Here is a 22,090-nt window from a genome sequence, read left to right as displayed (position 1 = left end):
ACCCAGGCCATCGCGGGTGCCGACCTGCCGCGCTGCGCCATTCCCCCGAAGCATCTCCAGGAGGCTCGAAGACCCGGACAGCACTTTCAGGACCCCCACCCTTTTCCGGCACCACTGCCCCGACATACATACAAGCGCCTCTGAAGAGGCCAACGGCCAGGACACAAGGAGACAAGACAATGGAACAACTGCTTTACAAGGTGGAAGACCGACCGCCAATGCTCATCACCACGGTCCTTCTGTCGCTGCAGCACCTGCTGGCGGCGCTGGGCGGCATCATCGCCGTGCCCCTGGTCTTCGGCGGGGCGCTCAAGCTGCCGGCCGACCAGATCGTGGCGCTGGTGAATGCAGCGCTGCTGGGCTCGGGCGTGGTCACCATCGTCCAGTGCAGGGGGGTGGGGCCCGTGGGCATACGGCTGCCCTGCGTCATGGGCACCAGCTTCGCCTTCGTGGGCGCGGGCATCAGCGTGGGGCTGGAGCATGGCGTGGCCGGCATCCTGGGCTCCTCGCTGGTAGGGTCGCTGGTGATGATCGTGGGCAGCTACTTCATGCCCGTGATCCGCCGCTTCTTCCCGCACACCGTGACCAGCGTGGTCGTGACCATGATCGGCCTGTCGCTGACCCCCGTCGCCGTGGACTGGGCTGCGGGCGGCGTGGGCCGCAGCGACTACGGCGCGATCGGCCACCTGGCCATCGCCGGCTTCGTGCTGGTGCTGGTGATCGGCTTCGTGCAGTGGGGCAGGGGCATCGTCTCTGCCTCGGCCGTGGTGCTGGGCATCGCCTGCGGCTATGTGCTGTGCCTGGCGCTGGGCCTGATCGACTTCACCCAGGTGAGCGAGGCCGCGGTCTTCGCCATCCCGCAGCCGCTGACCTTCGGCATGACGTTCCCGGTGGCCGGCATCGTCGCCATGTCCATCGCTTTTCTGGTGACCATCGTCGAGACCACGGGCACCTTCATGGCCCTGGGCGCGGCCACGCAGACGCGCATCGACGGCAAGCGCCTGTCCAGCGGCATGCTGTGCGACGGCGTGGGCTCGGCCTTCGCGGCCGTGATGTCCAGCCCTCCGCTGTCCACCTTCGCCCAGAACGTGGGCGTGGTCTCGCTGACCGGCGTGGCCAGCCGCCATGTGGTCATGCTGACGGGCGTCATGCTGCTGCTGGCCGGACTCTTTCCCGTGCTGGGCGCACTGGTGGTGACGATTCCGCAGCCCGTGCTCGGCGGCGCGGGGCTGATGATGTTTGCCATGATCATTTCTGCCGGCATCCGCATGCTCAGCGGCGCCGAGCACTCGCGGCGCGCCAGCCTGATCATCGCGGTCTCGCTGGGCTGCGGCCTGGCGGTCACGGTGCGCCCGGACCTGCTGGCCCGCATGCCTGCCTTCGTGCGCGAAGTCTTCGGCTCGGGCATTACCGTCGGCGCCCTGGTCGCGGTGGGGCTGAACCTGCTGCTGCCCGGCCGCGAGGTCGATGCCCATCCCGAGGAAGCCGTGGCCTGAGGCGCATTTTCATGGGCCTACACTGCGGCCCATGAACACCACCGCCCCCCGCACCGACATCACCATCTACCACAACAACCGCTGCAGCAACTCGCGCGGCGCGCTGGCCCTGCTGCGCGACAACGGCATAGAGCCGACCATCGTCGACTACATCGCCCAGCCCCTGGACGCTGAGCAACTGCAGGCCCTGGTCCGGCAGCTGGGCATGCCCGTGCGCGAGCTGCTGCGCAGCAAGGAAGCCGTCTTCGCCGAGCTGGGCCTGGGCGATGCATTGGCCAGCGATGCGCAGTTGCTCGCCGCCGTGGCCGAGCACCCGGTGCTGCTCAACCGCCCCATCGTCGTCACGCCCAAGGGCGCGGCGCTGTGCCGCCCGCCGGAGAAGGTGCTGGCGCTGATCTGAGATGCACGGCGAGGCCTCTAAGCCTCGCCTAAGTCTGCCCCTTCAGACTTCTCCCCAACGCAGCAAGGAACGCTGCTTTTGAGGAAAGGTCTGCCATGAACAAGATTCTGTCGACTCCCCGCCGTCTGGTGCTGGCCCTGGTGGCCGCAGGTGCCATCGGCGCCCTGGGCGCCACGGGCGCCGGTCTGGTTGGTGTGGTGCATGGCGATGCGCGTGCCGCCACGTCGCTGTTTGCGCCTGCGGCACAGCCTGCTTCTGCCGCTTCTCCAGCTTCTCCCGCCGGTGCCGTGGCGGCGCCCAACTTTGCCGACATCACGGCGCGCAATGGCGCGGCCGTGGTCAACATCAGCGTGGTCGGCAGCTCGCGTGCCATGGGCGAGGACGGCGACGAGGCCGCAGCGCGCCAGGGGCAGCAGGGCGTGCCGGGCATGGACCCCAACGATCCGTTCTTTGAATTCTTCCGCCGCTTCGGCGTGCCCGGCATGCCGGGCATGGGCCAGGGCCAGCCCCAGCGCGATGTGCCCACGCGCGGCGAAGGCTCGGGCTTCATCGTCTCCAGCGACGGCCTGATCCTGACCAACGCCCACGTGGTGCGCGGCGCCAAGGAGGTGACCGTCAAGCTGACCGACCGGCGCGAGTTCAGCGCCAAGGTGCTGGGCGCCGATCCCAAGACCGACGTGGCCGTGCTGCGCATCGAGGCGAAGAACCTGCCCACGGTGTCGCTGGGCAAGACGGCCGATCTGCGCGTGGGCGACTGGGTGCTGGCCATCGGCTCGCCCTTCGGCTTCGAGAGCAGCGTGACGGCCGGTGTGGTCAGCGCCAAGGGCCGCACCCTGCCGGACGACAGCTTCGTGCCTTTCCTGCAGACCGACGTGGCCATCAACCCCGGCAACTCGGGCGGCCCGCTGTTCAATGCGCGCGGCGAGGTGGTGGGCATCAACAGCCAGATCTACTCGCGTTCGGGCGGCTACCAGGGCGTGTCCTTCGCCATTCCCATCGAGGTGGCCACGCGCGTGCAGCAGCAGATCGTGGCCACGGGCAAGGTGCAGCATGCGCGGCTGGGCGTGGCCGTGCAGGAGGTGAACCAGGCCTTTGCCGATTCCTTCAAGCTCGACCGTCCCGAAGGCGCCCTGGTGTCCAGCGTGGACAAGAGCGGCCCTGCCGCCAAGGCGGGACTGGAGCCCGGCGACGTGGTGCGCAAGATCGATGGCCAGCCCATCGTGGGCTCGGGTGATCTGCCGGCCTTTGTGGGCCAGGCGCTGCCGGGCCAGAAGGTCACGCTGGAGATATGGCGCAACGGCGAGGCCCGCACGCTCAGCGCCGTGCTGGGCGATGCCAGCGACAAGGCTGCCAAGGTGGCCAAGGACAAGCCCGACGCCGGCAAGGGCAAGCTGGGCCTGGCCCTGCGCCCGCTGCAGCCCGAGGAAAAGCAGCAGATCGGCGTGAAGGACGGCCTGGTCGTTGCCGACGCCGCAGGCCCGGCGGCCGAGGCCGGCATCACGCAGGGCGATGTGCTGCTGTCCATCAATGGCTCGCCTGCCGGAGATATCGAGGCCGTGCGCGCCGCCATGGCCAAGGCCGGCAAGACCGTGGCCGTGCTGATTTGGCGCGATGGCAACAGGATATTTGTTCCCGTACGTCTCGGGTAAGCGAAAGGAGGTAAGGGACTGAAAAGCACCTGCACACTGAATTGATCGCACAGCCCCGGCACGAATGTGCCGGGGCTTATTGCATGGGGAATTCAACCGGCCAGTGGCTGGCTATTCCTGCATTCGTGCGGCAATGTGATGGTTGTATTCTGTGAATTCGCGTCCTTTTGCGTTAGCGGTGTTTCAAATTGTGACGATTTGAGATAGAGCGAATACGCTTAGACTGCCGGCCCATCCAGGCGGGCGTGCACCGTTCTGGTTTCAGGAAGAAGCGCCCGCAAGGGCCCATGGCAAAACAGGAAGGGCATGCTTTGAAGCAGGACTACAGCTTGCAGGCGGCGGGTTTGGGCGCATCGTTCGGCGCGCGCGTCATCCTGGCTGAGGTGGACTTCACGCTGCCCACCCACGGCATCACGGCCCTGATGGGCCCCAGCGGCTCGGGCAAGTCCACGCTGCTGCGCACGCTGGCCGATCTCAATGCCGCCAATCCGCGCTTTCGCCGTTGGGGCAGCGTGCGCTACGCGGGCCAGGAATGGGCTGGCGCCATGCAGGCGCCGCGCCTGGTGCAGCAGCAGGCCCGGCTGATGATGGCCAGCACCTTCGACGCCATCGTCGAGCTGGCCCGGCCCCGCCTCAAGCTCGTGCCGCATGCGCTGCGCGACTGGTGCCGCGCGCAGGTGCAGGCCTTCGGCTTTCCCGAGCTTGCGCTGATGTTCGACCAGCCGGCGCTGCAGCTGTCCCCCGTGCAGCAGCGTGCCGTGGCCATCCTGCGCGAGGCGCTGGCCGAGCCGGCCCTGCTGATGGTGGACGAGCCCACGGCAGAGCTTGAGGGCTACGAGGCCTTCGTGCTGCTGGAGCTGCTGCGCCAGGTGGCCCGGCGCACGGCCGTGCTGATGAGCACGCACCACCAGCAGCACGCACAGGCCGTGGCGCAGGACATGCTGCTGCTGGCCGGCGGCCGCATCGCCGAGGCGCAATCCATGGAAGCCTTCCAGCGTGCACCGCTGTCGCTGGCGGGCCAGCAGTTCCTGCGCACCGGCAGCTGTGCCGTGGCCTCTCCCGATGCGCGGGCCGAAGACCTGGAGGAGGGCGTGCCCCTGCCTCCTCCGCTGCCTGCAGCGGCCGTGGCCGCGATCTCCGAATTCCTGTCGGACGCAGTGGCCGCCGAGCCTGCATCCGAACCCATGCCTGCACCTGAGCCCGTACCCGTGCCTGCGCCGGTACCCGCACCCGCACCGACACCCGCTGCCGCTGCAGCAGCCCGGCCGCGCGCCGTCAATCCCTCCGTGCTGGTGGACTGGCAGCCGCTGGTGGCCGACCCGCAGGCCGTGCCGGCCAGCCGTGGCCCCAGCGGCTTTGCCTGGCTGGTGCCGGGCCGGCTGGCGGGCGCGCCGCAACCGGGCGTGGTGCAGTCCATGGACTTCGACCTGAAGGCCCTGCGCGGCTGCGGCGTCACCGTGCTGATCACGCTGACCGAAAACGACCTGCCGCAGGAGCCGCTGCAGCGCCATGGCCTGCGCAACCTGCACCTGCCGGTGCGGGACCACGAATCACCGTCGGTGGCCCAGATCCAGATGCTGCTGGCGCGCATGTCGGCCATGCTGCGCGCGGGCGAGGTGCTGGCCGTGCACTGCCTGGCCGGCCTGGGCCGCACGGGCACGGTGCTGGCCGCATGGCTGGTGCGCGAGGGCCTCACCGCCGACGAGGCGCTGCGCCGCGTGCGCCTCATCGATGCCCAGTACGTGCAGTCCCAGGCCCAGGAGGACCTGCTGTATGCGTACGAAGTGGCACTGCTGCTGAAGATGGGCTGACCGATCACATCCATTCACAAAAAAGGAAAGCTGCAATGAGCCTGGATAACGTTTTGAGCGAGGTGGCCGGTTCGGTGCCCGAATGTCTGGCCATCGGCTATGTGGATGCCGCCTCCGGCATGCTGCTGGCCATCCGCACGGTGGACTCGCATCCGCGCGAAGTCATCGATCTCGTGGCCGCTGCCACGGCCGACCTGTTCAACGGCCCCAACGTCTCGATGATCGAGAGCCTGTTCAAGAAGTCGCGCGGCCTCAAGGACGACGGCCACCACTACTTCCAGGAACTCATCGTCAACAGCGACAACCTCATCCACGTCTTCCTGCGCGGCAAGCTCATGCCCGACTACGTGGCCGTCTTCGTCTGCCGGCGCACGGCCAACCTGGGCATGGCGCTGACCAAGGCCCGCATGGCCATGCCGAAGATTGAAGCGGCGGTGTGACCGCCGCTCACCCCCTGAGTCGCTGCGCGCCTTCCCCCTCTCTAATCGCTTCGCGAAGGAGGGGGACGACAGCCTCGCGGCGGGGCGGCGCGGCCGGCTTAGGCCCTTGCTCGCTGTCCCTGACGTTTGAGCGCGCCAGTTTCGGGCGGCATGTGCCTCAGAACTGAGCCAGCCTTGCAGGGAGCTATTCTTCTGCCATGCGCTTACTGCTTGTCGAAGATGACGCCATGATCGGCGAGGCCGTGCAGACCCTGCTGCGCGGCGAGGGCCATGCGGTGGACTGGGTCCGTGACGGCCTGCAGGCCGATGCGGCCCTGTGCCCCGGCCCGGGTGGCGGCCATGGCTATGACATGGTGCTGCTGGACCTGGGCCTGCCGGGGCAGGACGGTTTGCAGGTGCTGCGCCGCCTGCGCGGGCGCCGCGACCGCACGCCGGTGCTGGTGGCCACGGCGCGCGATGCCGTGCGCGACCGCATTGCCGGGCTGGATGCGGGGGCCGACGACTACGTGGTCAAACCCTATGACCTGGACGAGCTGCTCGCGCGGCTGCGTGCGCTGGCGCGCCGGGCGTCGGGCGCAATGGATCCGCTGTACGAGCGCGAAGGCGTGCGGCTCAATCCCGCCACGCGCGAGGCCAGTGTCGAGGGGCGCGACGTGGTGCTTTCCGGCCGCGAATGGGCGGTGCTGGAGACGCTGCTGGCGCGCCCGGGCAGCACGCTGTCGCGCCAGCAGATCGAGGACAAGCTCTACGGCTGGGGCGACGAGGTCAGCAGCAACGCCATCGAGGTCTACATCCACGGCCTGCGCAAGAAGCTGGGCGCGGGGCTGATCCTCAATGTGCGCGGCGTGGGCTACATGGTGCCCAAGCCATGACGGCGCCGGCTTCCTCTGTCATCGCCCGGCTGCGCGGCCGCCTGCCCGGCGCACTGGGCACGCGGCTGCTCCTGTTCCTGGGGGCGGCCATCGTGCTCACCGCGCTGCTGCAGGGCCTGCTGGCCTACCGCAACGCGCTGCTGCAGACCGACACCTTGTTCGACTACCAGATGCAGCAGACCGCCTTCGCGCTGCGCGCCGGCCTGCCGGTGGATGCGCGCGGCAGGCCCCAGGGCACGCCGCCCGAGGATGAGAACCACGAATTCATCGTCCAGGTCTGGACCAACGAGGGCCTGCGCATTTTCGAGTCCGCGCTGGGTGCGGCATTGCCGCAGATGGCCGTGCTGGGCTTTGCCGATGTGCCCGCGCGCGGCACCGTCTACCGCGTGTTCTCGCTGCAGACGCGCTCGCAGGTGATCCAGGTGGCGCAGGACATGCGCGTGCGCCGCACGCTGGCGCGCGATGCCGCCTGGCAAAGCCTGCTGCCCATCGCCTTGCTGGCGCCCGTGCTGGCGCTGGCCGTGTGGTGGGTGGTGCGCAGTTCGCTGGCGCCCGTGCAGCGCGTGCGCCGCGAGCTGGCCGCGCGCCGCCCGCAGGACCTGGCCCCCGTGCCTGCCGAGGGCCTGCCCGACGAGGTGCGGCCCCTGGTGGCCGAGCTCAACGCGCTGCTGCAGCGCGTGGGCCAGGCCTTCGAGGCGCAGCAGCACTTCGTGGCCGACGCCGCGCACGAGCTGCGCTCTCCGCTGGCCGCGCTCAAGCTGCAACTGGTGGCCTTGCAGCGCGCGCCCGATGCGGCCGCGCATGACGAGGCCGTGCAGCGTCTTTCGGCCGGCATAGACCGGGCCACACGGCTCGTCGAACAATTGTTGACATTGGCGCGGCAGGAAGCCCAAGGCACGGTACAAGGCACGGCCCCAGGCCCGCAAGGCATGCAGGGGCAGCACGGCGCTGCCACGGCCGCACCTGCCGACGTGGACCTGCGCGAGGTGGTAGAGCAGGCCCTGGCGGACCAGGCCGTGGCGGCCCAGCAGCACGGCCTGGACATGGGCCTGAGCGAGTCCCCGCATCTGCGGCAGTCCTTTGCCGTGGCGGGCGACGCACAGGCCTTGCAGATGCTGGTGCGCAACCTGCTGGACAACGCCATCAAGTACGTTCCGCAAGGCGGCCGCGTCGATGTGGGCTGGCGCAGCGATGCCCAGGGCCGCGCGCTGGTGGTCGAGGACTCGGGCCCCGGCATTGCCGAAAGCGAGCGCGAACTGGTGCTGCGGCGCTTTGTGCGCGGGCCTTCAGCGGCTTCTGCGGGCCAGCAGGCGCAGGGCAGCGGACTGGGCCTGGCCATCGTGCAGACCATTGCCCAGCGGCATGGAGCACGCCTGCTGCTCGACCGCTCGCCCACGCTGGGCGGCCTGCGCGTGCAGGTGATATGGCCGCCTGTGTCGGCCTGCTGACAGCGGCGCGTGGCGCGCAGGCTTGTCGGCCTGCAGCGCGGCCGGGATGCTTCCCGCCTGCGTCTGGCCGGGTCACAATCCCCAAATTGGTGCCGGCCCGCCTGCCTTCCCATTCCCTCATCAGGCGCGCGGGCAGTCTGCTTCCGTCGTCATTTCGAGAGGTATTTCATGGAGTCCCTTGTCCAGCGCCTGTCCCAGTCCGTGACCCAGGCGCATTCTCTGGAAGAGTTGACGCGGCCCCTGCTGCAAATGCTCGAAGAGAGTACGCATCTGGAGTCCACCTATCTCACCACCATCAACGAAGAACAGGGCCAGCAGCGCGTGCTGTACGCGCGCAACGCGAGCGAGATGCAGATTCCCGAAGGCCTGGTCGTCCCCTGGGGCGACACGCTGTGCAAGCGCGCCCTGGACGAAGGCCGCATGTACACGCCCGATGTCGGTGCCTGCTGGGGCGACTCCGAGGCCGCGCGTGAACTGGGCATTCGCACCTACGCCAGCGCCCCGGTACGCTTTTCCGACGGCCAGCTCTACGGCACGCTGTGCGCGGCCAGCAAGACCTCCCAGGCGTTGAGCACCGAGGCCCAGGGCCTGCTGCGCCTGTTCGCCAACCTCATCGCCGAGCGCGTGGAGCGCGAGCAGCTCATCACCAGCCTGAGCAAGGCCAACCAGGAGCTGGCGGCACTGGCCTTGCTGGACCCGCTGACCGGCCTGCCCAACCGGCGCTGCCTCACCGACGAGCTGGGCCGGCTGATTGCGCGCTGCGCACGCAGCCAGGAATGCGTGGTGGTGGGCTTCATCGACCTGGACCGCTTCAAGAACGTGAACGACGAGCACGGCCACGAGGCCGGCGACGCACTGCTGCGCGCCATGGGAGAGCGCCTGTCCTCCCATCTGCGCAGCGCCGACATGCTGGCGCGCTTCGGCGGTGACGAGTTCGTCTTCATCGGCGTGGGCCCGCTGTTCGGCAGCGAGGCCGACGCCGTATCGCGCGACCTGCAGCAGCGCCTGTCGGAGGCCTCGGTCATGAAGGTCGAGCTGCCCGATGGCAAGACGCTGGACTACGGCGGCGCCAGCGTGGGCGTGGTCTGCCTGCGGCCGGACTCCATTGACGCCGACGACGCGCTGCAAAAGGCCGATGCGGCCATGTACCGCGTCAAGATGGCACGCAGCCGCGGCGCCAGGGGCACCGCGCTGCATTGAGCTAGCCGCAGGCACTGGTCCGGCGGCCAGGGCCTGTTGCTGCCTTGCTCTGGCCTGTCTGGCGGCTTCTCGCGCGCGCTCTTCGCTCTTGTTTCTTTCCGTCTCAGCCTGCTGCCAGCATGGGCTGCCTGCGCTGCAGCTCCACGGCGGCATGCTGATGGCCGCTTGCCGCCTCCAGCTTGAAGGCGCCCACCGTGCGCACCAGATCGCCGGCCTGGCCGCGCAGGCTGGAGGCCGCGGCGGCCATCTCCTCCACCAGTGCCGAGTTCTGCTGGGTGGCCTGGTCCATCTGCGTGACCGCCTGGCCGATCTGGGCCACGCCCGAGCTTTGCTCGGAACTGGCGGCGCTGATCTCGCCCATCAGGTCCGTCACGCGGCGTATGGCGTCCACCACCTCGGCCATGGTCGTGCCGGCCTGGTCGGCCAGCGCGCTGCCGTTGTGCACGCGGCTGGTGCTGTCGGTGATGAGCTGCTTGATCTGCTTGGCGGCCTCGGCACTGCGGCTGGCCAGGCCGCGCACCTCGGTGGCCACCACGGCAAAGCCTCGGCCCTGTTCGCCGGCGCGTGCCGCTTCCACGGCCGCGTTCAACGCCAGGATGTTGGTCTGGAAGGCAATGCCATCGATCACGTTGATGATGTCGGCGATCTGCCGGCTCGATTCGCTGATGCCGCGCATGGTATCGACCACCTGCCGCACGACTTCGCCGCCCTGCTCGGCCACGGTGGAGGCGCCCAGGGCCAGCTGGTTGGCCATCTGCGCGTTGTCGGCGTTCTGGCGCACGGTGGAGCTGAGCTGCTCCATGGAGGCTGCCGTCTGCTGCAGCGCGCTGGCCTGGCTTTCGGTGCGCGAGGACAGGTCCTGGTTGGCCTGCGCGATCTGCCCGCTGGCCGCCGCCACGCTGACCGATCCCTGGTGCACCTGGCGCACCACGCCGCGCAGCCCCTCCTGCATGGTCTGCAGTGCGCGCAGCAGCATGGACACCTCGTCCTTGCCGCGCACATCGATGTGCCGCGTCAGGTCTCCCGCCGCCACGGCATCGGCCGTATGGATGGCCTGTCGCAGCGACCGCGCCATGTTGCGGATGATGGACCAGCCCAGCAGCACTCCCAGCAGCACGCCCCCGATGATGGAGCCCACGGCCACCGCAAAAATCACCTGGTACAGCGATTGCGCGGCCTCGTATTCCTCCTTGGCGACGCGGGTCTGCAGCGCGGTCAGCTGCACGATCACATCACGCAGCGGCGCGTACAGCGCCTCGTCCTTGTCGATCAGCAGCTGCCGGGCCAGCTCCAGGTCACCGGACAGCAGCGCCTGCTGGGCCGGCTTCAGAAAGCCCTGCAGGAACAGCGCGCGCACGGCCTCGAAGCGGTCGGCCAGCTGCGCCTCTTCCTCTGTCATCCGGGTCTGGCGGAACGAGGCCCAGGCCTTGTTCACGTCGTTGATGTTGGTCTGTATCTCCTGCTGCTTTTGCTGCGTGTATTCGGGCAGGTGCACGGCAATGGCGCCCGAGACCGCATTGCGGTTGCGCAGCAGCAGGCGCTGCACTTCCAGCAGATCGCCCAGTGCGACCAGGCGCTCTTCATAGACCACCTTGAATCGGCGGTTGGACTCGCTGATTCCATAAAGCCCGAAAGCGCCGATCACGATCATGAGCAGTGAGAGAAAACCAATCAAGGCGGTCAGGCGAGTCGATAACTTGAAATTATTCATACTGCGTCCTTTGCATGCATTGCGGATGGTTGGTGGGTACTCGCGTTGTCAGGCCGCCCCGTGATGGCTCACATCTCTCGCAAAAAGAACTCGGTCGTGAAAATGAGATTTCATTCACGGTAAATGCCCGGTCTGCACAAAGGCTCACAGGCACCCGGAAACGGCGATGCTGGCTTGCCGATGGCCTGCGTGGCCAATGGCGATCCATGTTGTATTGGTTTGTAAACTATTTGTTACAAACTATAGTATGAATCGGATGGAGCAGGCAATACCAGCTTTTCAGGTATTCGCCCTGGCCTGATAGGGGTTCTCTGCCCATTGCTGCGGCAGGAAGAGACGGCCTGTGCCCGGGGCCGTCCCTGGCCGGCGCCGCGCGCCGGACGGGCCCGCCTAGAATCCGCGTTTGCGCGTGGCCGCTGGCACGCTTTCACGAAAGAGATCCATGAAACCCAAAACACTGGCCGGTGCGCTGGCCGCCCTCTGCGTGGCTGCGGCCGGACTGCTCTATGCATCGCCCTATATCGCCCTGCACCAGATCGGCAAGGCCGTGGAGCGCCGCGACGCCCAGGCCCTTTCCGGCTACGTGGACTTCCCTGCGCTGCGCGAAAGCATCAAGGGCCAGATGATGGCCAGGCTGCAATCCCAGATGGGCGGCTCGGGCGACAGAGCCTCCAACCCCCTGGCCGGCTTTGGCCAGCAACTGGCCCAGGGCCTGGTCAGCCAGTTCACCGAGGCGCTGGTCTCGCCCGACGGCGTCATGCTCATGCTGGAAAAAGGCAAGCCCGGCAAACCCACGGACGTGGCCGCCGCAGGCGTGGGCGTGGACACCCAGGGCGGGCCGCCGCGCAAGGACTACTCCGTGGAGTACCAGGGCTGGTCCAAGGTCTTCGTGCACCCGCGCGGCGAGCCGGGCGGCTTCGTCTTCAGGCGCGAAGGCCTGATGGGATGGAAGCTGGTGGCCGTGAAAATGGATTGACAGGGGCGGGCCTGCGGCCTTCGCCCCGGCGCTTTATCCCTGGTGCAGTACCTTCATCACATGGCGCTTGCCCAGCCGCAGCGCACGGGCATCGGCCTCCTGCCGCGTGTCGCAGCCCTGGTCTTCGGTGACTGCTCCCAGGGCCTTGCCGCTGGCCACCTCCAGCAGCGTGGCGCGGGGCAGCCAGGCGCCGGGCGTGACATCGCTGGGCAGTGATGCTGGCGTGATCCGCACGCCCATGTAGAGAAGACTGTCCATGGCTTGCCAATATCCCGGGGGGCTCAGCCTGCCAGCGGCGGGCGCGGCAGGGCCAGCCACTGCTGGACGGCGGGGTGCTGCCACTGCCGGCGCGCATAGGCGGCCAGCAGCGCAGGCACGGCGTCGCCGTTGAGCACCAGGCGGTTGAGCATCAGCGCCAGGTCCACATCGGCAATCGACCACGGGCCGGCGATGTGGTCGCCCTCCGAGCGGATGAAGGCTCCGGCCACCGAAAACAGCTTGCGCGCCGCCGCTTGGCCCGCATCCGACAGCGGCGTGGGCGTGGGGCGGTAGAACACCACCTCGGTGCTGCGCTCCGAGCGCAAGGCCATCAGATCGCTGCGCAGCCAGGCCTGGACCTGGCGCACACGGGCGCGCGCCTGCGCATCCTCGGGATAGAGCCGGGCGCCGCCAAAGCGCTCTTGCAGATACTCGGAAATCGCCGACGACTCCGACAGGCTGAAATCGCCGTCCACCAGCGTGGGCACCCGTGCCGTGAGCGATGCCGCCACATAGTCCGCCCCGGTGTTCTGTCCCACCGAAAGGTCCAGCGTGCGCAGCTCGAAGTCAATCCCCTTGACCTTCAGCGACACGAACACGGACAGGGCATAGGGAGAGGTGAATTGCGAATCGGCGTACAGCAGCATGAGGGCCTTCCAGGGAAACTGCATGGGGATGGGGGCACCGATGGTAGCCGAGTGGGCAGCCGGATGGCCGGGCCGGCCATGCCTCGGCCCAAACCCCGCAGTCCCAGGATCACACCTTCAGCGACCGCTCGATATCCGTCAGCTTGTAGCGGGCCAAGGCGAGGTTGCCACGGGCCTTGTCCAGCACCAGGTAGAGAAACAGCCCGGGGCTGTTGGGGATGAGGCGGATCAAATGGTATTGGTCGCCCAGGGTGATCAGAATATCTTCAATGCCCTTGCGCAGTCCCAGCGACTCCATGGTCTTGAGCTTGGCCCGCACCACCTGGGTATTGCCTGCCGCAGCAAGCTCCAGATCCACGCCGCTGCCGGCCTGGGCCAGGCACATCCCGCTTTGATGGTCCACAAGGGCCGCCGCCATGGCGCCTTCGATGGAAATAATGGATTGCATGGATTGGGACAGATTGCTTGACATTGAAACTTCTCTTTTTCTGGAATCGGTGTTGTCACCGGATGAAAATCGGGCTGAGAGCTTTTGCAGCTCTTCGATCAGAACAAACCAAAGTGTTTCTGAACTGCTGTCGGGTAATCGGTAAAGCTGAATGGATTCATGGTGCGGCATCCGCATTTGCTTGAGCGCTATTTCTTCCATGATGGCGCTTGGCATCATAAAAATGCGTACGCAACGCACGGCCTCATTCAATGCTCTCTGAAACAATTCCCTGGCCTGATGCACGGCGCCGGGTCCGATCAGTAGTACCAGGGCGCCCGGCGCCGAGGGCTCGCACAGCGGCTCATCCCTCCCCGGAGGTCCGCCCCAGTCGATGACAGGGGCGCTTTCCGAGTCCGCCAGCCTCACGGCAACCCGCGGCTTGCCGGGGGCGTAGGCCACGCCCAGCTTGGCCAGGGCGCGGCCGCCCAGGCTGGAAGTCAAATCGATCACCCGAACGCCACAAGACATTTTTCAAGCACACAAGACAGAGGACACCGCCAAGCGACGGAATGCTGCGAACTCTATATCAATTAGTTACATGTGTTTCTTGCTGCTTGAAAGACTTGGGTGGAAAAAGGGAATTGGATGCCTTGAGAAAATGCAAACAATTGTGAATTGAAGGGCAATTTTTTTAATTCTGTAGGCATTTTCTGACAGAAAGTGCACGTCAATGCGAAGAGTGCAGAAAATAGCAAACAGATACAATCGTTGCCAGACCAGCCCATTGTCGGGCGCCAATCACCCATTCAGCGCTGAATAACAAGGGCTTCCATGCGCGGCATCCGCTCCATCCTGTCCAGGCTCGGCCTGCGTTCCGATTCCCCAAGCTCCCAACTGAAGGCCTTGTACAGCACCCAGGCCGTCCTCGAGCTCGATCCCCAGGGCCACATCCTCTTCGCCAACGCGCAGTTTCTGGACCTCATGGGCTATGAGCTGGACGAGCTGCGCGGGCAGCACCACCGCATCTTCCTGGATCCGGCGGATGCGCAGGCCAGGGACTATCGGGACTTCTGGGCACGGCTTGCGCGCGGGCAGGCCTTTGTGGGCCGGTGCCGGCGCATCGACCACCAGGGACGTGAGGTCTGGCTGCAGGCCAACTACAGCCCCGTGCTCGACAGCCGTGGACAGGTGCTGCGGGTCGTCAAGTACGCCATGGATATCTCGGCCGAAGTGCTGCGCGATGCCGAAGCCAGCAGCCAGCTGGCGGCGGTAGGCAGGGCCCAGGCCGTGATCGAGTTCGGTCTGGACGGCAGCATCCTGCGCTGCAACCGCAATTTTCTGCAGGCCATGGGCTATGCATCCGAAGACGAGCTGGTCGGCCGGCACCACAGCATATTCGTGGCCCCGCAGGAGCGCAGCTCGGCCGAGTACGCGGCCTTCTGGGCGCACCTGTCGCAGGGCAAGCACTACCGGGGCCAGTTCCGGCGCATAGGGCGCCTGGGCAACGATGTCTGGATCGAGGCCAACTACAGCCCCGTGCTCAACCAGTCCGGCCAGCCCTTCAAGGTGGTGAAGTACGCCACCGACATCACGCAGCGCTACGAGGCCACGCGCCTGGTGCAATCGGCTTTCGAGCAACTGCAGCAATTGGTGCGCGACAGCGCTGCCCAGGCGCATGACGCGCATGCCCAGGCGCGGGACGTGACGCGCATTGCCCAGCGCGGCGACGTGGCCCTGGACAGCGCGGTCGACGCCATGTCCAGCATCTCCAGCAACTCCCGTCGCATCGGCGAGATGGTGGGCCTGATCGATGGCATTGCCTTCCAGACCAATCTGCTGGCGCTCAACGCCGCCGTCGAAGCCGCGCGTGCGGGCGAGCAGGGGCGCGGGTTCGGTGTCGTGGCCGGCGAAGTGCGCAGCCTGGCCCAGCGCTGCGCCGAGGCGGCCAGGGAGGTCAAATCCGTCATCGGCGCGTCTGCGGCCAGCGTGCAGCTGGGCTTCGAGCGTGTGAATGAATCCGGCGACATGATGAAGCAGATGCGCGCGGCTGCCGTGAATGCCAGCGACATCATGGACACCATCATCCAGGCCTCGCAGGCGCAGGACACGCGCCTGGGCGAGGTGCGCGAAGCCGTGCTGAGGCTGGAGAACGTCGTCGTCCAGAGCTGAGCCGCGCCCCGCTCATCCCAGGCGGCCCATGCCGCCTTCAAAGATATGGCGCACGTCGCGCAGGACCGGCGCGCCCCAGCCATCACGGTGCTCGCCATGCAGGGCGGCGGCCACGAAAACGATCTCCGTCAGCTGCGCAATGCGCGCCGCCATGCCGTGCGCCACGACATGGGTCTCCGTGTCCTGGCGATGGCCCATCTGCATCAGCGCCTGTGCCAGCTGCTGGGCCTCGTAGTTGGCCTGGCGGGCCAGCTCGCGCCACTGTGCGGGCGCGGGATCGGCAACGCTCTCCGCCTGCAGCCTGGCCAGCGTGTCACGGGGAAAAACGATGTGGTCCGCCGGCGTTTCAGAGATCTGTGAGAGCGCCAGCGCCGCCTCGGCCAGCAGGCCGGAGCGCGGGGCGGATTCCGCATGGCCGGGCACCAGGCGCGCCGCGTTGATGCAGGCCGCCACGTCAAAGGCCATGTTCTGCGGGTCCTGCAGGTCCTGCGATGAGTCGGCCTGCGCGGCACTGCGGGCCACACCGCTGGCAATGCGCAGCAGGCGGTCGGATTCGACGCCGTGCCGGTGGTCTTCGGCGGTCATCGCGGCCGGCCGGAGCGCTTCAGCCGCCTGCTGAAACAGCGCGCGGTACGCCGCAGCGAGCTTCTTGCGCGACGGTTTGGCGGCGGAGTGCTTCATGGACCTCCTTCGTGCAACGTACAGGCGCGCAAAGGAGCCGCCTGAGGGGTCAGGTAGTATTTGGAGTCAAGGTCTACAAGGTACATCGCTATTGCACGGAAATCCGTGGTCGTCAACAAGATGAATGCAGAAATCCGTGTAATTTTTGGTGAACGCCTTCGTCAGGAGCGCGAGCGTCTCGGCCTGTCTCAAGCGGACATGGCCAAGCTGGGCGGCACCAAAATGCGCACTTATCAGGACTGGGAGCGTGACGTGGCAACCGTCAGCGCCGAGTTTCTTGCACGGATTTCTGCGCATGGCCTGGACATTTCCTTTGTGCTGACCGGCCTCCGCTCGTTTGACCCGAACGCCATCCAGCATGAGCGCCCCGAACCCACCCTCGCGGCCCGCCTGCAGCAGGAGCGCCAGCGCCTGAACCTCAGCGAAGCCGAACTCGCCCGCAAGGCCGGCCAAGCCAAACAGGTCCTGCAGCAATTCGAGTCCGGCGCCCTCGTCCCCGACGCCACGGCGCTGCAGCAATTGCACCTTGCCGGCGTCGATATCTGCTACGTGCTGCTGTCCCTGCGCTCCCATGCGCCCGACGCCGATGTACAGGCACTGCTGGCGCATTACGGCAAGGCGACGGACGCCGGGCGTGCGCTGGTGCGAGGGGTGGCGGAGCTGGCCGGGCGGGGGTGAGGCTCACCCTCCACAAGGTTCAGTGTCTTGTCGCCCGGCCCAGCGACGTGCGCGGCTTGCCGTGCAGAAGGCGCCGCAGGACATAGGGCAGGCGCCAGGCGGGCCGCAGCGATGGGCCTGTGCGCTCCACAAAGAGCAAAACGGCAGCAACAGCCATGGCCGGCAGGTGCCAGGCCGCGGGAAAGGCGAAGGGCGCCAGCATCCACGGCCAGCATGCCGTGGCGCATGCCACGCCGGTTCGCAGTCCGTGCTGCAGGCTGTCCCGGTTGGCCGTGGGGCCGCTGGCGGCCACGGGGTACAGCCTGTGGCAGGCATTGTGGGCGCGCGTTCCTGCGGGCGATGAACTCCACAGGACCGCCACGGCAATGCAGGCAAGAATGAGCGCGGGATGCGCGGCTGCGTGCAAGAGGGCGGCAAGCGGCACCATGACCAGGCCGGCCGCCATCCACACCAGCGCATAGCCCGCAAGCAGCAGGCCCGCCGCCAGCAGGCGCCGGCGGGCCACGCTCGATCGCATGGCGTGGCGCACCTGCCGCAGTGCCAGCAGCGGCATCATGGCCAGAACCATGGCCAGCCATGCCACACCGAGGATGCCGAGCGTGTGCCCGTCCAGCACCAGCGGCGACAGGTCGGCCAGCGTGACCGAGGACAGCGAGCCGCACAGCGACAGGCCGGGCGTGGCAGGCGGGCTGATGGCCAGGCTGATGAAGCCTGCCCCCGACACGGCCATCAGTGCTGGCGCGGGAGCGGTCCGCAGGTCTCTCAGCAGCGCGTCCATACGCGGGCCTTAGCGGGTGGCGTCCTGTGCGACCACGCTCACGCGGTCCACGGTGATTTCGCGCCCGGGGTCGGCTTCGGGCTGTTCGATGGCCACGTTCAACTGGTCCAGACTGCCGCCTGCGTCCAGGATGGCCTGCGTGGCATCGGTGATGTCGATGGTGGCGCCCAGTCCGTTGCCTCCATGCGGTCCGTCGCTGGCCGAGGCCTTGGCCAATCCGAACAGGGCGACGGTGTCTGCATGCCGCGCCGCCGCCCCGGGCGAGCCGATGGAGACCGTCAGCACGCCGCTGGGCGCATTGCCGCGAATGCCTTCCAGGTGAAGAAAGTAGCGCTGTGGCCGCGGCAGCGCGGCGCCTGCCTGCAGCAACTCGACCTTTGCGGCACCGGGGTCCGCGATCGATACGGTGGTCAGCCGCGGCGTGCGGCCCACGATGACCCGCTCCGCATTGGAGCCCAGTACACGCGGCGCGGGCGGCGGGACCGTCGAGAATTCTGCGGGCATGTCGATCTCCTGCGGTGTGAGGCCTGCCGTGCTGGCCGTCAGCGTGGTGGCGCCCGTGCCGCTGGTCAGATTGTCATAGTCAGGGGCCAGCGCACCGCCAGGCAGGGTTTCACCCGGATCATAGGAGGCCAGCTTTCCTTCGGTGTCCGGCATGACGAAGCCGCGGCCGGCAGGTCCGTTGCTCCAGGCGGCGCTGTTGTCCTGGATGTTGCCGGGCTGGGTCAGCCAGGCGGCCCAAAGCCGGTCCACATTGCAATGGTGCACCCAGAAAATCGGGTCCAGGGCGGCATAGTCGGGGTCTGACATGAATCCATAGGGCTCCTGCAGTCCGCCGACCATGATGTGAACCAGATTGTGCGGATTGGATTCAATGGCGCCAGTGTCGCTGCCGTCATGGGAAAAGGCGGTGATGCCACCGCCGTATTCCAAGGTGCCGGGAGCGCTGGTGAAGCGGTGGTAGTCCTGGCAACCCAGCGTGATATCACGGGGAATGTCAGGCGTTGGTCCCAGGCGCTTTGACCCATTGCGCCTGGCCTTGGCCAGGAAATTGGGAGAACCATCCGGCAATTTCTCTTCCAGGAAAGCCTGGGGTATGTTGCGTGCGGCCTGATTGCTGGAATTCAGGTAGTTCCAATAGGGAAGCGCCCAGTCCGCAGGACCGCCAAGCTCCTTGACGGTCTTCGCCACAATGGCTTCGAATGCGGCGAGATAGCCGCGATGCCAGGGAAGAAAGTACCAGGTGCCATGCTGGCATTGGTCCCACATCTCCTCGGTTTCGGATGTGGGTGGCAAAGGGTCCTTGGCCGAAAGCACGCCGGCACTGATCCAGCCGCTCTTGTTGATGCCATGAATGGCGGCAAGATATCTCCAGCTGGTCCTGTCCGTAATGGGAAGAGAGTAAAGGTGCCCCACGGCCTTGGAATACCAGATCAGCGTTTCATTCCAGATAGTTCCACCTTGATTGACATCACGACGAATTCCAGTCATTGCGTTCTCCTCCATGAAAGTTGGAGACTGGAGTGTATGAAGGCGGATTTTATTTTGCAAGGAATTGTTTTTTTATTGTGTCGGGTAGGGCATTTCAATTGATATTGAGATCGCATCCACATTGCGATCATCTCAATGGGATTGAATTGAGGATTTCCAGTATTGATCCATGGTAGGCATTGAGTCAGCTGACGGTGACGATTTTTTGTGTTGGAGCCGGGTTCTGGGTTCTTGCCATGGAGCTATCAAGGAAATGCATTGAGGGACGGCAGAGAGCGGTAAGCCCGGTTGCTCGTTTCGCGGCCGGTGAAATGAAAAAAGCCACCCGAAGGTGGCTTTTGTTTTCAGCCCTGGCGGCGGCGCATTCTTGCGATGCCGAACATGGCCAGAAGGGACGACAGCGCGATGATGCCCCATTCAGACAGGGTGGGAATCGCCGCAGTGCTGGCGGGTGCTGCCAGCAGTGCAAAGCCTCCCGGATCCTGGATGGATTGGTTGGCTATGCCGTCGTTGTCGCCGAGCCCGCCGTCGGTCAGCGTCAACGTGGCGCTCAGCCGGTCCGATGCCAGCACAGCACGGTTGGCAGGCAGTTGGTACCAGTGTGGTTGAGCACATGCTGCGCCTTGGCAGTTGAAACCATCAGGGCTGGGGCCGTACTTCATGTATACCGCGCCTGCAGGCACCGGTGTGCTGAAGTTCAGGGTGACGGTTGCATCGCTGCCCAGGTTGCCGCTGCTGAGATTCAGCGAGAGCAGTCCAGAGGGGAAAGTCACGCCTTGCGGAGCGGTCGCGGGTGGCGTGGTGCTGAAGCTGGCGTTGCTCACCTGCCAACCGTTGGCTGTCTGCAGTGCGACCATTGCCTTGCTGCCTCCAGCGGTGGACCAGGGGGCTTCGCAGCTGTTGGCGCTGCCGCCGTTCAAGCCCTGGCACTGCCAGGTGTATTTGCCACTGGCGCTGGAGATCGCCGTAGCCGTGCCCGCGCTGCACAGGCCCGCTGCAGGGGCCAGTGCCGTGGCTTGGCCCGCCGCCGTGCCACAAGCGCCAGCGACTGGCACCTGTACATCAACGTTGTGCACGGTTCCTGTCGCGAAGCCCCCTGCAATGGGCTTGGCTGCTGCGGTGCTCTCGATGCCGGTGCCGCTGCTGTTGAGGTCCAGGCGCAGGCTGCCCGTGCCGCTGATGGCAGTGACGGGTACAGTCCATGTGATGCCGTTGTCGGCACTGGATGGCGTGCCCATCGTGCCGGTGGCGGTGCCTGTAGTGGTCAGCGCGAAATCGGTGCCATCCACTCCGTTGACCGCTTCGCTGAAGGTCACTGCGAAATTGATGCTTGTGGCGCTGGCTGATGGTGTGCCCTGCGGGGCAATCGATGCCACCGAGGGTCCACCCGGCGTGGCACTGGCGACGACGTTGCCGAGGAAGTCACCCCAGATCCAGAAAGAAGAGGCGCCGGCTGCGGCAGATATCGTCTTGGTTTCCGTATCGGTGGCGACATCAATGACATGGACTGTGCCATTCGATGTAATGGCATACAACGCCGCATCGTTTGCCGAGATACCAAGCCCTGTAATGGTAGATGCTGGACCGTTCAGTGTGATCGAGGTTTGCGTTGAGGTGTTAGCAGTGTCAACAATGTGGAGTACATTATTTCCTCCTCCGACATACAGCTTGCTGCCATTTTTGCGTACTGCGACTTTACTAGCGGCACCTTGAAGTCCAGTTATTGGTATCTGAGTAACCGAATTATCCGATAAGTTAAGCAGATAAACAATTGGGGCTGAATTGTTGGAAGCGTAAAGCTTTCCGCTGCCTGTGGGGTCATAAGCTAACCCATAACCATTAGTGGTGGTATTTGGGAGCGTGGACAACGTGTTAGTTGCTGTGTCCAGTTTTTGGATTACCCCAGAATCGCACCGTACGTAAAGCGATGCGCCATCAGCGCTTAGTGCAGAGGCGATGGTCTGGCATCCGGTGCTCAGGCTGTTCGTTATCTGTTTTGTGGTGGCGTCAATGACATGCAGCTTTTGACCGGAGTAGTCACTGACATAAGCTATTGTGCCATTTAAAGAAAAAGTTATGGCTACAGAGCCTCCAGTACCATTGATTACTGTCTTCAGTGTGTTGTTTGTCGTGTCAATGACGCCTAGTTTGTTGTTTGATAGATATTGCCCGAACCACGACTCATTGTTGGCGCCTGGTCGCAATGCAAGAGTGTAGATGTTATTATTTAACGTTGCGTCCATGCTTGCTGGACTTAATGTGGTGGAAAGTTCGCCAGTCGCGGTATTGATGACCGAAATTGTTCTGCTGCCTGAATTGGGAATGTAGGCGTAATCGGCGGCGCTTACGGCACAGGCAATGAGTGAGAGCGAAGCGGCGGCGAGGACGTGCTGCAAAGAACGGCGCTGAATCATGTGTGGACACCTTTGAGGAAAAACCCTGAAAGCTTGCAATGCACGCCTTGAGGATTGGGGAGGCTGGAAAGAAGACTTGCTTGGACCGGAGGTTTGGGCCTTGGTCTCATAGTGAGACTTTTGCTACAAATTAGAACAAAAAGAAACATTCTGAATCTGAGCAAGTCTGAGCAGATCGCGTTGCCAGGCGCGTCATCAGGGGGTGCTGGGGTAGGAGAGAGTTGCGGAACGCCACTACACATTAGTTCTTCCGCCACTGATCTTTAGTTTTTTCGGGGCGCGCCCGCGCTGCCCAGCGGCGAAGCGAGGCCTGCAGGAGCACACAGAACTTCCGGCGAAAGGCTGGCGCTGAATCACCATGCAGCCTTGCGGGCTGTGTCCTAACGTCGCATCGAGGGCGCCCCTGGCCGTGGGGCTGAGCGCATCCAAAATCAGCCAGCCGTGCAGAGTGACTGCCCTAGATCAGGCGCGAACGAGACCGAAGCCTCGGCTGGTGACCTCTGTGGAGTCGAAGGGAGGGAAGCTCTGGGCTGCTGCCGGT

General features: G+C 65.6%; 19 protein-coding genes. 11 read left to right on the top strand and 8 right to left on the bottom strand.

The genetic code is table 11. The annotated features are described in order from the left end of the window. Positions 1 to 179 precede the first annotated feature (179 nt). The 8 genes from DTS01S_RS15300 to DTS01S_RS15265 all read left to right on the top strand — a co-directional run bounded on the left by DTS01S_RS15300 (position 180) and on the right by DTS01S_RS15265 (position 9,316). Positions 180 to 1,496, top strand: a complete 1,317-nt coding sequence (locus DTS01S_RS15300) for a nucleobase:cation symporter-2 family protein (protein WP_013804016.1) — start codon at positions 180 to 182, stop codon at positions 1,494 to 1,496. A gap of 31 nt (positions 1,497 to 1,527) precedes the next feature. Beyond that, positions 1,528 to 1,896 carry an arsenate reductase (glutaredoxin) gene (arsC, locus tag DTS01S_RS15295; protein WP_016447918.1) on the top strand — a complete coding sequence of 123 codons (369 nt, stop codon included), beginning with the start codon at positions 1,528 to 1,530 and terminating at the stop codon, positions 1,894 to 1,896. A gap of 95 nt (positions 1,897 to 1,991) precedes the next feature. Beyond that, a complete protein-coding gene (locus tag DTS01S_RS15290; protein WP_017405433.1) occupies positions 1,992 to 3,545 on the top strand; it encodes a Do family serine endopeptidase in 1,554 nt (517 codons plus the stop codon). Between the two features lie 287 nt (positions 3,546 to 3,832). Next, on the top strand, positions 3,833 to 5,356 hold the full coding sequence (locus tag DTS01S_RS15285) for a phosphatase domain-containing putative toxin (protein WP_254788019.1): 1,524 nt from the start codon (positions 3,833 to 3,835) through the stop codon (positions 5,354 to 5,356). Between the two features lie 35 nt (positions 5,357 to 5,391). Continuing rightward, positions 5,392 to 5,796, top strand: a complete 405-nt coding sequence (locus tag DTS01S_RS15280) for a hypothetical protein (RefSeq protein WP_012203525.1) — start codon at positions 5,392 to 5,394, stop codon at positions 5,794 to 5,796. Positions 5,797 to 5,993: 197 nt separating this feature from the next. Continuing rightward, entirely contained in the window at positions 5,994 to 6,668 is a 675-nt protein-coding gene (locus DTS01S_RS15275) for a response regulator (protein ID WP_017405435.1), read from the top strand. Then, positions 6,665 to 8,116: an ATP-binding protein gene (locus tag DTS01S_RS15270; protein ID WP_017405436.1), complete on the top strand. Its 1,452-nt coding sequence runs from the start codon at positions 6,665 to 6,667 to the stop codon at positions 8,114 to 8,116. The genes DTS01S_RS15275 and DTS01S_RS15270 overlap by 4 nt, the downstream gene beginning before the upstream one ends. A 168-nt stretch (positions 8,117 to 8,284) precedes the next feature. Continuing rightward, the gene (locus DTS01S_RS15265; RefSeq protein ID WP_016453209.1) at positions 8,285 to 9,316 is read left to right on the top strand and encodes a sensor domain-containing diguanylate cyclase; all 1,032 of its coding nucleotides are present in this window, start codon (positions 8,285 to 8,287) and stop codon (positions 9,314 to 9,316) included. 103 nt (positions 9,317 to 9,419) lie between these two features. Here the strand turns inward: DTS01S_RS15265 and DTS01S_RS15260 are convergent, their stop codons facing one another. Further along, positions 9,420 to 11,027, bottom strand: a complete 1,608-nt coding sequence (locus DTS01S_RS15260; protein ID WP_016447912.1) for a methyl-accepting chemotaxis protein — start codon at positions 11,025 to 11,027, stop codon at positions 9,420 to 9,422. Positions 11,028 to 11,469: 442 nt separating this feature from the next. On the opposite strand from DTS01S_RS15260, the gene DTS01S_RS15255 reads away from it, so the two are divergent. Beyond that, positions 11,470 to 12,003, top strand: coding sequence for a DUF2939 domain-containing protein (locus tag DTS01S_RS15255; protein WP_017405438.1), 534 nt, complete (start codon positions 11,470 to 11,472; stop codon positions 12,001 to 12,003). 33 nt (positions 12,004 to 12,036) lie between these two features. Here the strand turns inward: DTS01S_RS15255 and DTS01S_RS15250 are convergent, their stop codons facing one another. From DTS01S_RS15250 to DTS01S_RS31220, 3 genes are all read right to left on the bottom strand, one after another. Next, on the bottom strand, positions 12,037 to 12,261 hold the full coding sequence (locus DTS01S_RS15250) for a hypothetical protein (RefSeq protein ID WP_026062392.1): 225 nt from the start codon (positions 12,259 to 12,261) through the stop codon (positions 12,037 to 12,039). A 23-nt stretch (positions 12,262 to 12,284) separates the two neighbouring features. Then, positions 12,285 to 12,908: a glutathione transferase gene (gene yfcF / locus DTS01S_RS15245; protein ID WP_061288094.1), complete on the bottom strand. Its 624-nt coding sequence runs from the start codon at positions 12,906 to 12,908 to the stop codon at positions 12,285 to 12,287. 109 nt (positions 12,909 to 13,017) lie between these two features. Continuing rightward, the gene (locus DTS01S_RS31220) at positions 13,018 to 13,356 is read right to left on the bottom strand and encodes a hypothetical protein (protein ID WP_017405441.1); all 339 of its coding nucleotides are present in this window, start codon (positions 13,354 to 13,356) and stop codon (positions 13,018 to 13,020) included. An 813-nt stretch (positions 13,357 to 14,169) separates the two neighbouring features. On the opposite strand from DTS01S_RS31220, the gene DTS01S_RS15235 reads away from it, so the two are divergent. Continuing rightward, positions 14,170 to 15,507: a methyl-accepting chemotaxis protein gene (locus DTS01S_RS15235; RefSeq protein WP_017405442.1), complete on the top strand. Its 1,338-nt coding sequence runs from the start codon at positions 14,170 to 14,172 to the stop codon at positions 15,505 to 15,507. Positions 15,508 to 15,519: 12 nt separating this feature from the next. On the opposite strand, the gene DTS01S_RS15230 is transcribed toward DTS01S_RS15235, so the two are convergent. Next, positions 15,520 to 16,188, bottom strand: coding sequence for a hypothetical protein (locus DTS01S_RS15230; RefSeq protein WP_017405443.1), 669 nt, complete (start codon positions 16,186 to 16,188; stop codon positions 15,520 to 15,522). 105 nt (positions 16,189 to 16,293) lie between these two features. Here DTS01S_RS15230 and DTS01S_RS15225 point away from each other — a divergent pair, with 105 nt between their 5' ends. Next, a complete protein-coding gene (locus DTS01S_RS15225; protein ID WP_254788017.1) occupies positions 16,294 to 16,866 on the top strand; it encodes a helix-turn-helix domain-containing protein in 573 nt (190 codons plus the stop codon). Positions 16,867 to 16,885: 19 nt separating this feature from the next. Here DTS01S_RS15225 and DTS01S_RS15220 read toward each other — a convergent pair whose 3' ends face one another. The 3 genes from DTS01S_RS15220 to DTS01S_RS31055 form a co-directional block, all read right to left on the bottom strand. After that, the gene (locus DTS01S_RS15220) at positions 16,886 to 17,644 is read right to left on the bottom strand and encodes a copper chaperone (protein ID WP_016447904.1); all 759 of its coding nucleotides are present in this window, start codon (positions 17,642 to 17,644) and stop codon (positions 16,886 to 16,888) included. Between the two features lie 9 nt (positions 17,645 to 17,653). Then, the gene (locus DTS01S_RS15215) at positions 17,654 to 19,195 is read right to left on the bottom strand and encodes a tyrosinase family protein (RefSeq protein ID WP_254788015.1); all 1,542 of its coding nucleotides are present in this window, start codon (positions 19,193 to 19,195) and stop codon (positions 17,654 to 17,656) included. A 284-nt stretch (positions 19,196 to 19,479) separates the two neighbouring features. After that, entirely contained in the window at positions 19,480 to 21,549 is a 2,070-nt protein-coding gene (locus DTS01S_RS31055; protein ID WP_254788013.1) for an IPTL-CTERM sorting domain-containing protein, read from the bottom strand. Between the last annotated feature and the right edge of the window lie 541 nt (positions 21,550 to 22,090).

It is taken from the genome of Delftia tsuruhatensis NBRC 16741 (genome assembly GCF_001571325.1).
Lineage (GTDB): Bacteria > Pseudomonadota > Gammaproteobacteria > Burkholderiales > Burkholderiaceae_C > Comamonas > Comamonas tsuruhatensis.
The sequence above is the reverse complement of the archived record's forward strand: the minus strand, read 5'-3'. Positions and strand labels throughout refer to the sequence as shown.

Bases quoted from the DNA above. Each gene is read 5' to 3' on its own strand.
- DTS01S_RS15300 (WP_013804016.1), top strand. From the start codon at position 180: ATGGAACAACTGCTTTACAAGGTGGAAGACCGACCGCCAATGCTCATC.
- arsC (WP_016447918.1), top strand. From the start codon at position 1,528: ATGAACACCACCGCCCCCCGCACCGACATCACCATCTACCACAACAAC.
- DTS01S_RS15290 (WP_017405433.1), top strand. From the start codon at position 1,992: ATGAACAAGATTCTGTCGACTCCCCGCCGTCTGGTGCTGGCCCTGGTG.
- DTS01S_RS15285 (WP_254788019.1), top strand. From the start codon at position 3,833: ATGGCAAAACAGGAAGGGCATGCTTTGAAGCAGGACTACAGCTTGCAG.
- DTS01S_RS15280 (WP_012203525.1), top strand. From the start codon at position 5,392: ATGAGCCTGGATAACGTTTTGAGCGAGGTGGCCGGTTCGGTGCCCGAA.
- DTS01S_RS15275 (WP_017405435.1), top strand. From the start codon at position 5,994: ATGCGCTTACTGCTTGTCGAAGATGACGCCATGATCGGCGAGGCCGTG.
- DTS01S_RS15270 (WP_017405436.1), top strand. From the start codon at position 6,665: ATGACGGCGCCGGCTTCCTCTGTCATCGCCCGGCTGCGCGGCCGCCTG.
- DTS01S_RS15265 (WP_016453209.1), top strand. From the start codon at position 8,285: ATGGAGTCCCTTGTCCAGCGCCTGTCCCAGTCCGTGACCCAGGCGCAT.
- DTS01S_RS15260 (WP_016447912.1), bottom strand. From the start codon at position 11,027: ATGAATAATTTCAAGTTATCGACTCGCCTGACCGCCTTGATTGGTTTT.
- DTS01S_RS15255 (WP_017405438.1), top strand. From the start codon at position 11,470: ATGAAACCCAAAACACTGGCCGGTGCGCTGGCCGCCCTCTGCGTGGCT.
- DTS01S_RS15250 (WP_026062392.1), bottom strand. From the start codon at position 12,261: ATGGACAGTCTTCTCTACATGGGCGTGCGGATCACGCCAGCATCACTG.
- yfcF (WP_061288094.1), bottom strand. From the start codon at position 12,908: ATGCTGCTGTACGCCGATTCGCAATTCACCTCTCCCTATGCCCTGTCC.
- DTS01S_RS31220 (WP_017405441.1), bottom strand. From the start codon at position 13,356: ATGCAATCCATTATTTCCATCGAAGGCGCCATGGCGGCGGCCCTTGTG.
- DTS01S_RS15235 (WP_017405442.1), top strand. From the start codon at position 14,170: ATGCGCGGCATCCGCTCCATCCTGTCCAGGCTCGGCCTGCGTTCCGAT.
- DTS01S_RS15230 (WP_017405443.1), bottom strand. From the start codon at position 16,188: ATGAAGCACTCCGCCGCCAAACCGTCGCGCAAGAAGCTCGCTGCGGCG.
- DTS01S_RS15220 (WP_016447904.1), bottom strand. From the start codon at position 17,644: ATGGACGCGCTGCTGAGAGACCTGCGGACCGCTCCCGCGCCAGCACTG.
- DTS01S_RS31055 (WP_254788013.1), bottom strand. From the start codon at position 21,549: ATGATTCAGCGCCGTTCTTTGCAGCACGTCCTCGCCGCCGCTTCGCTC.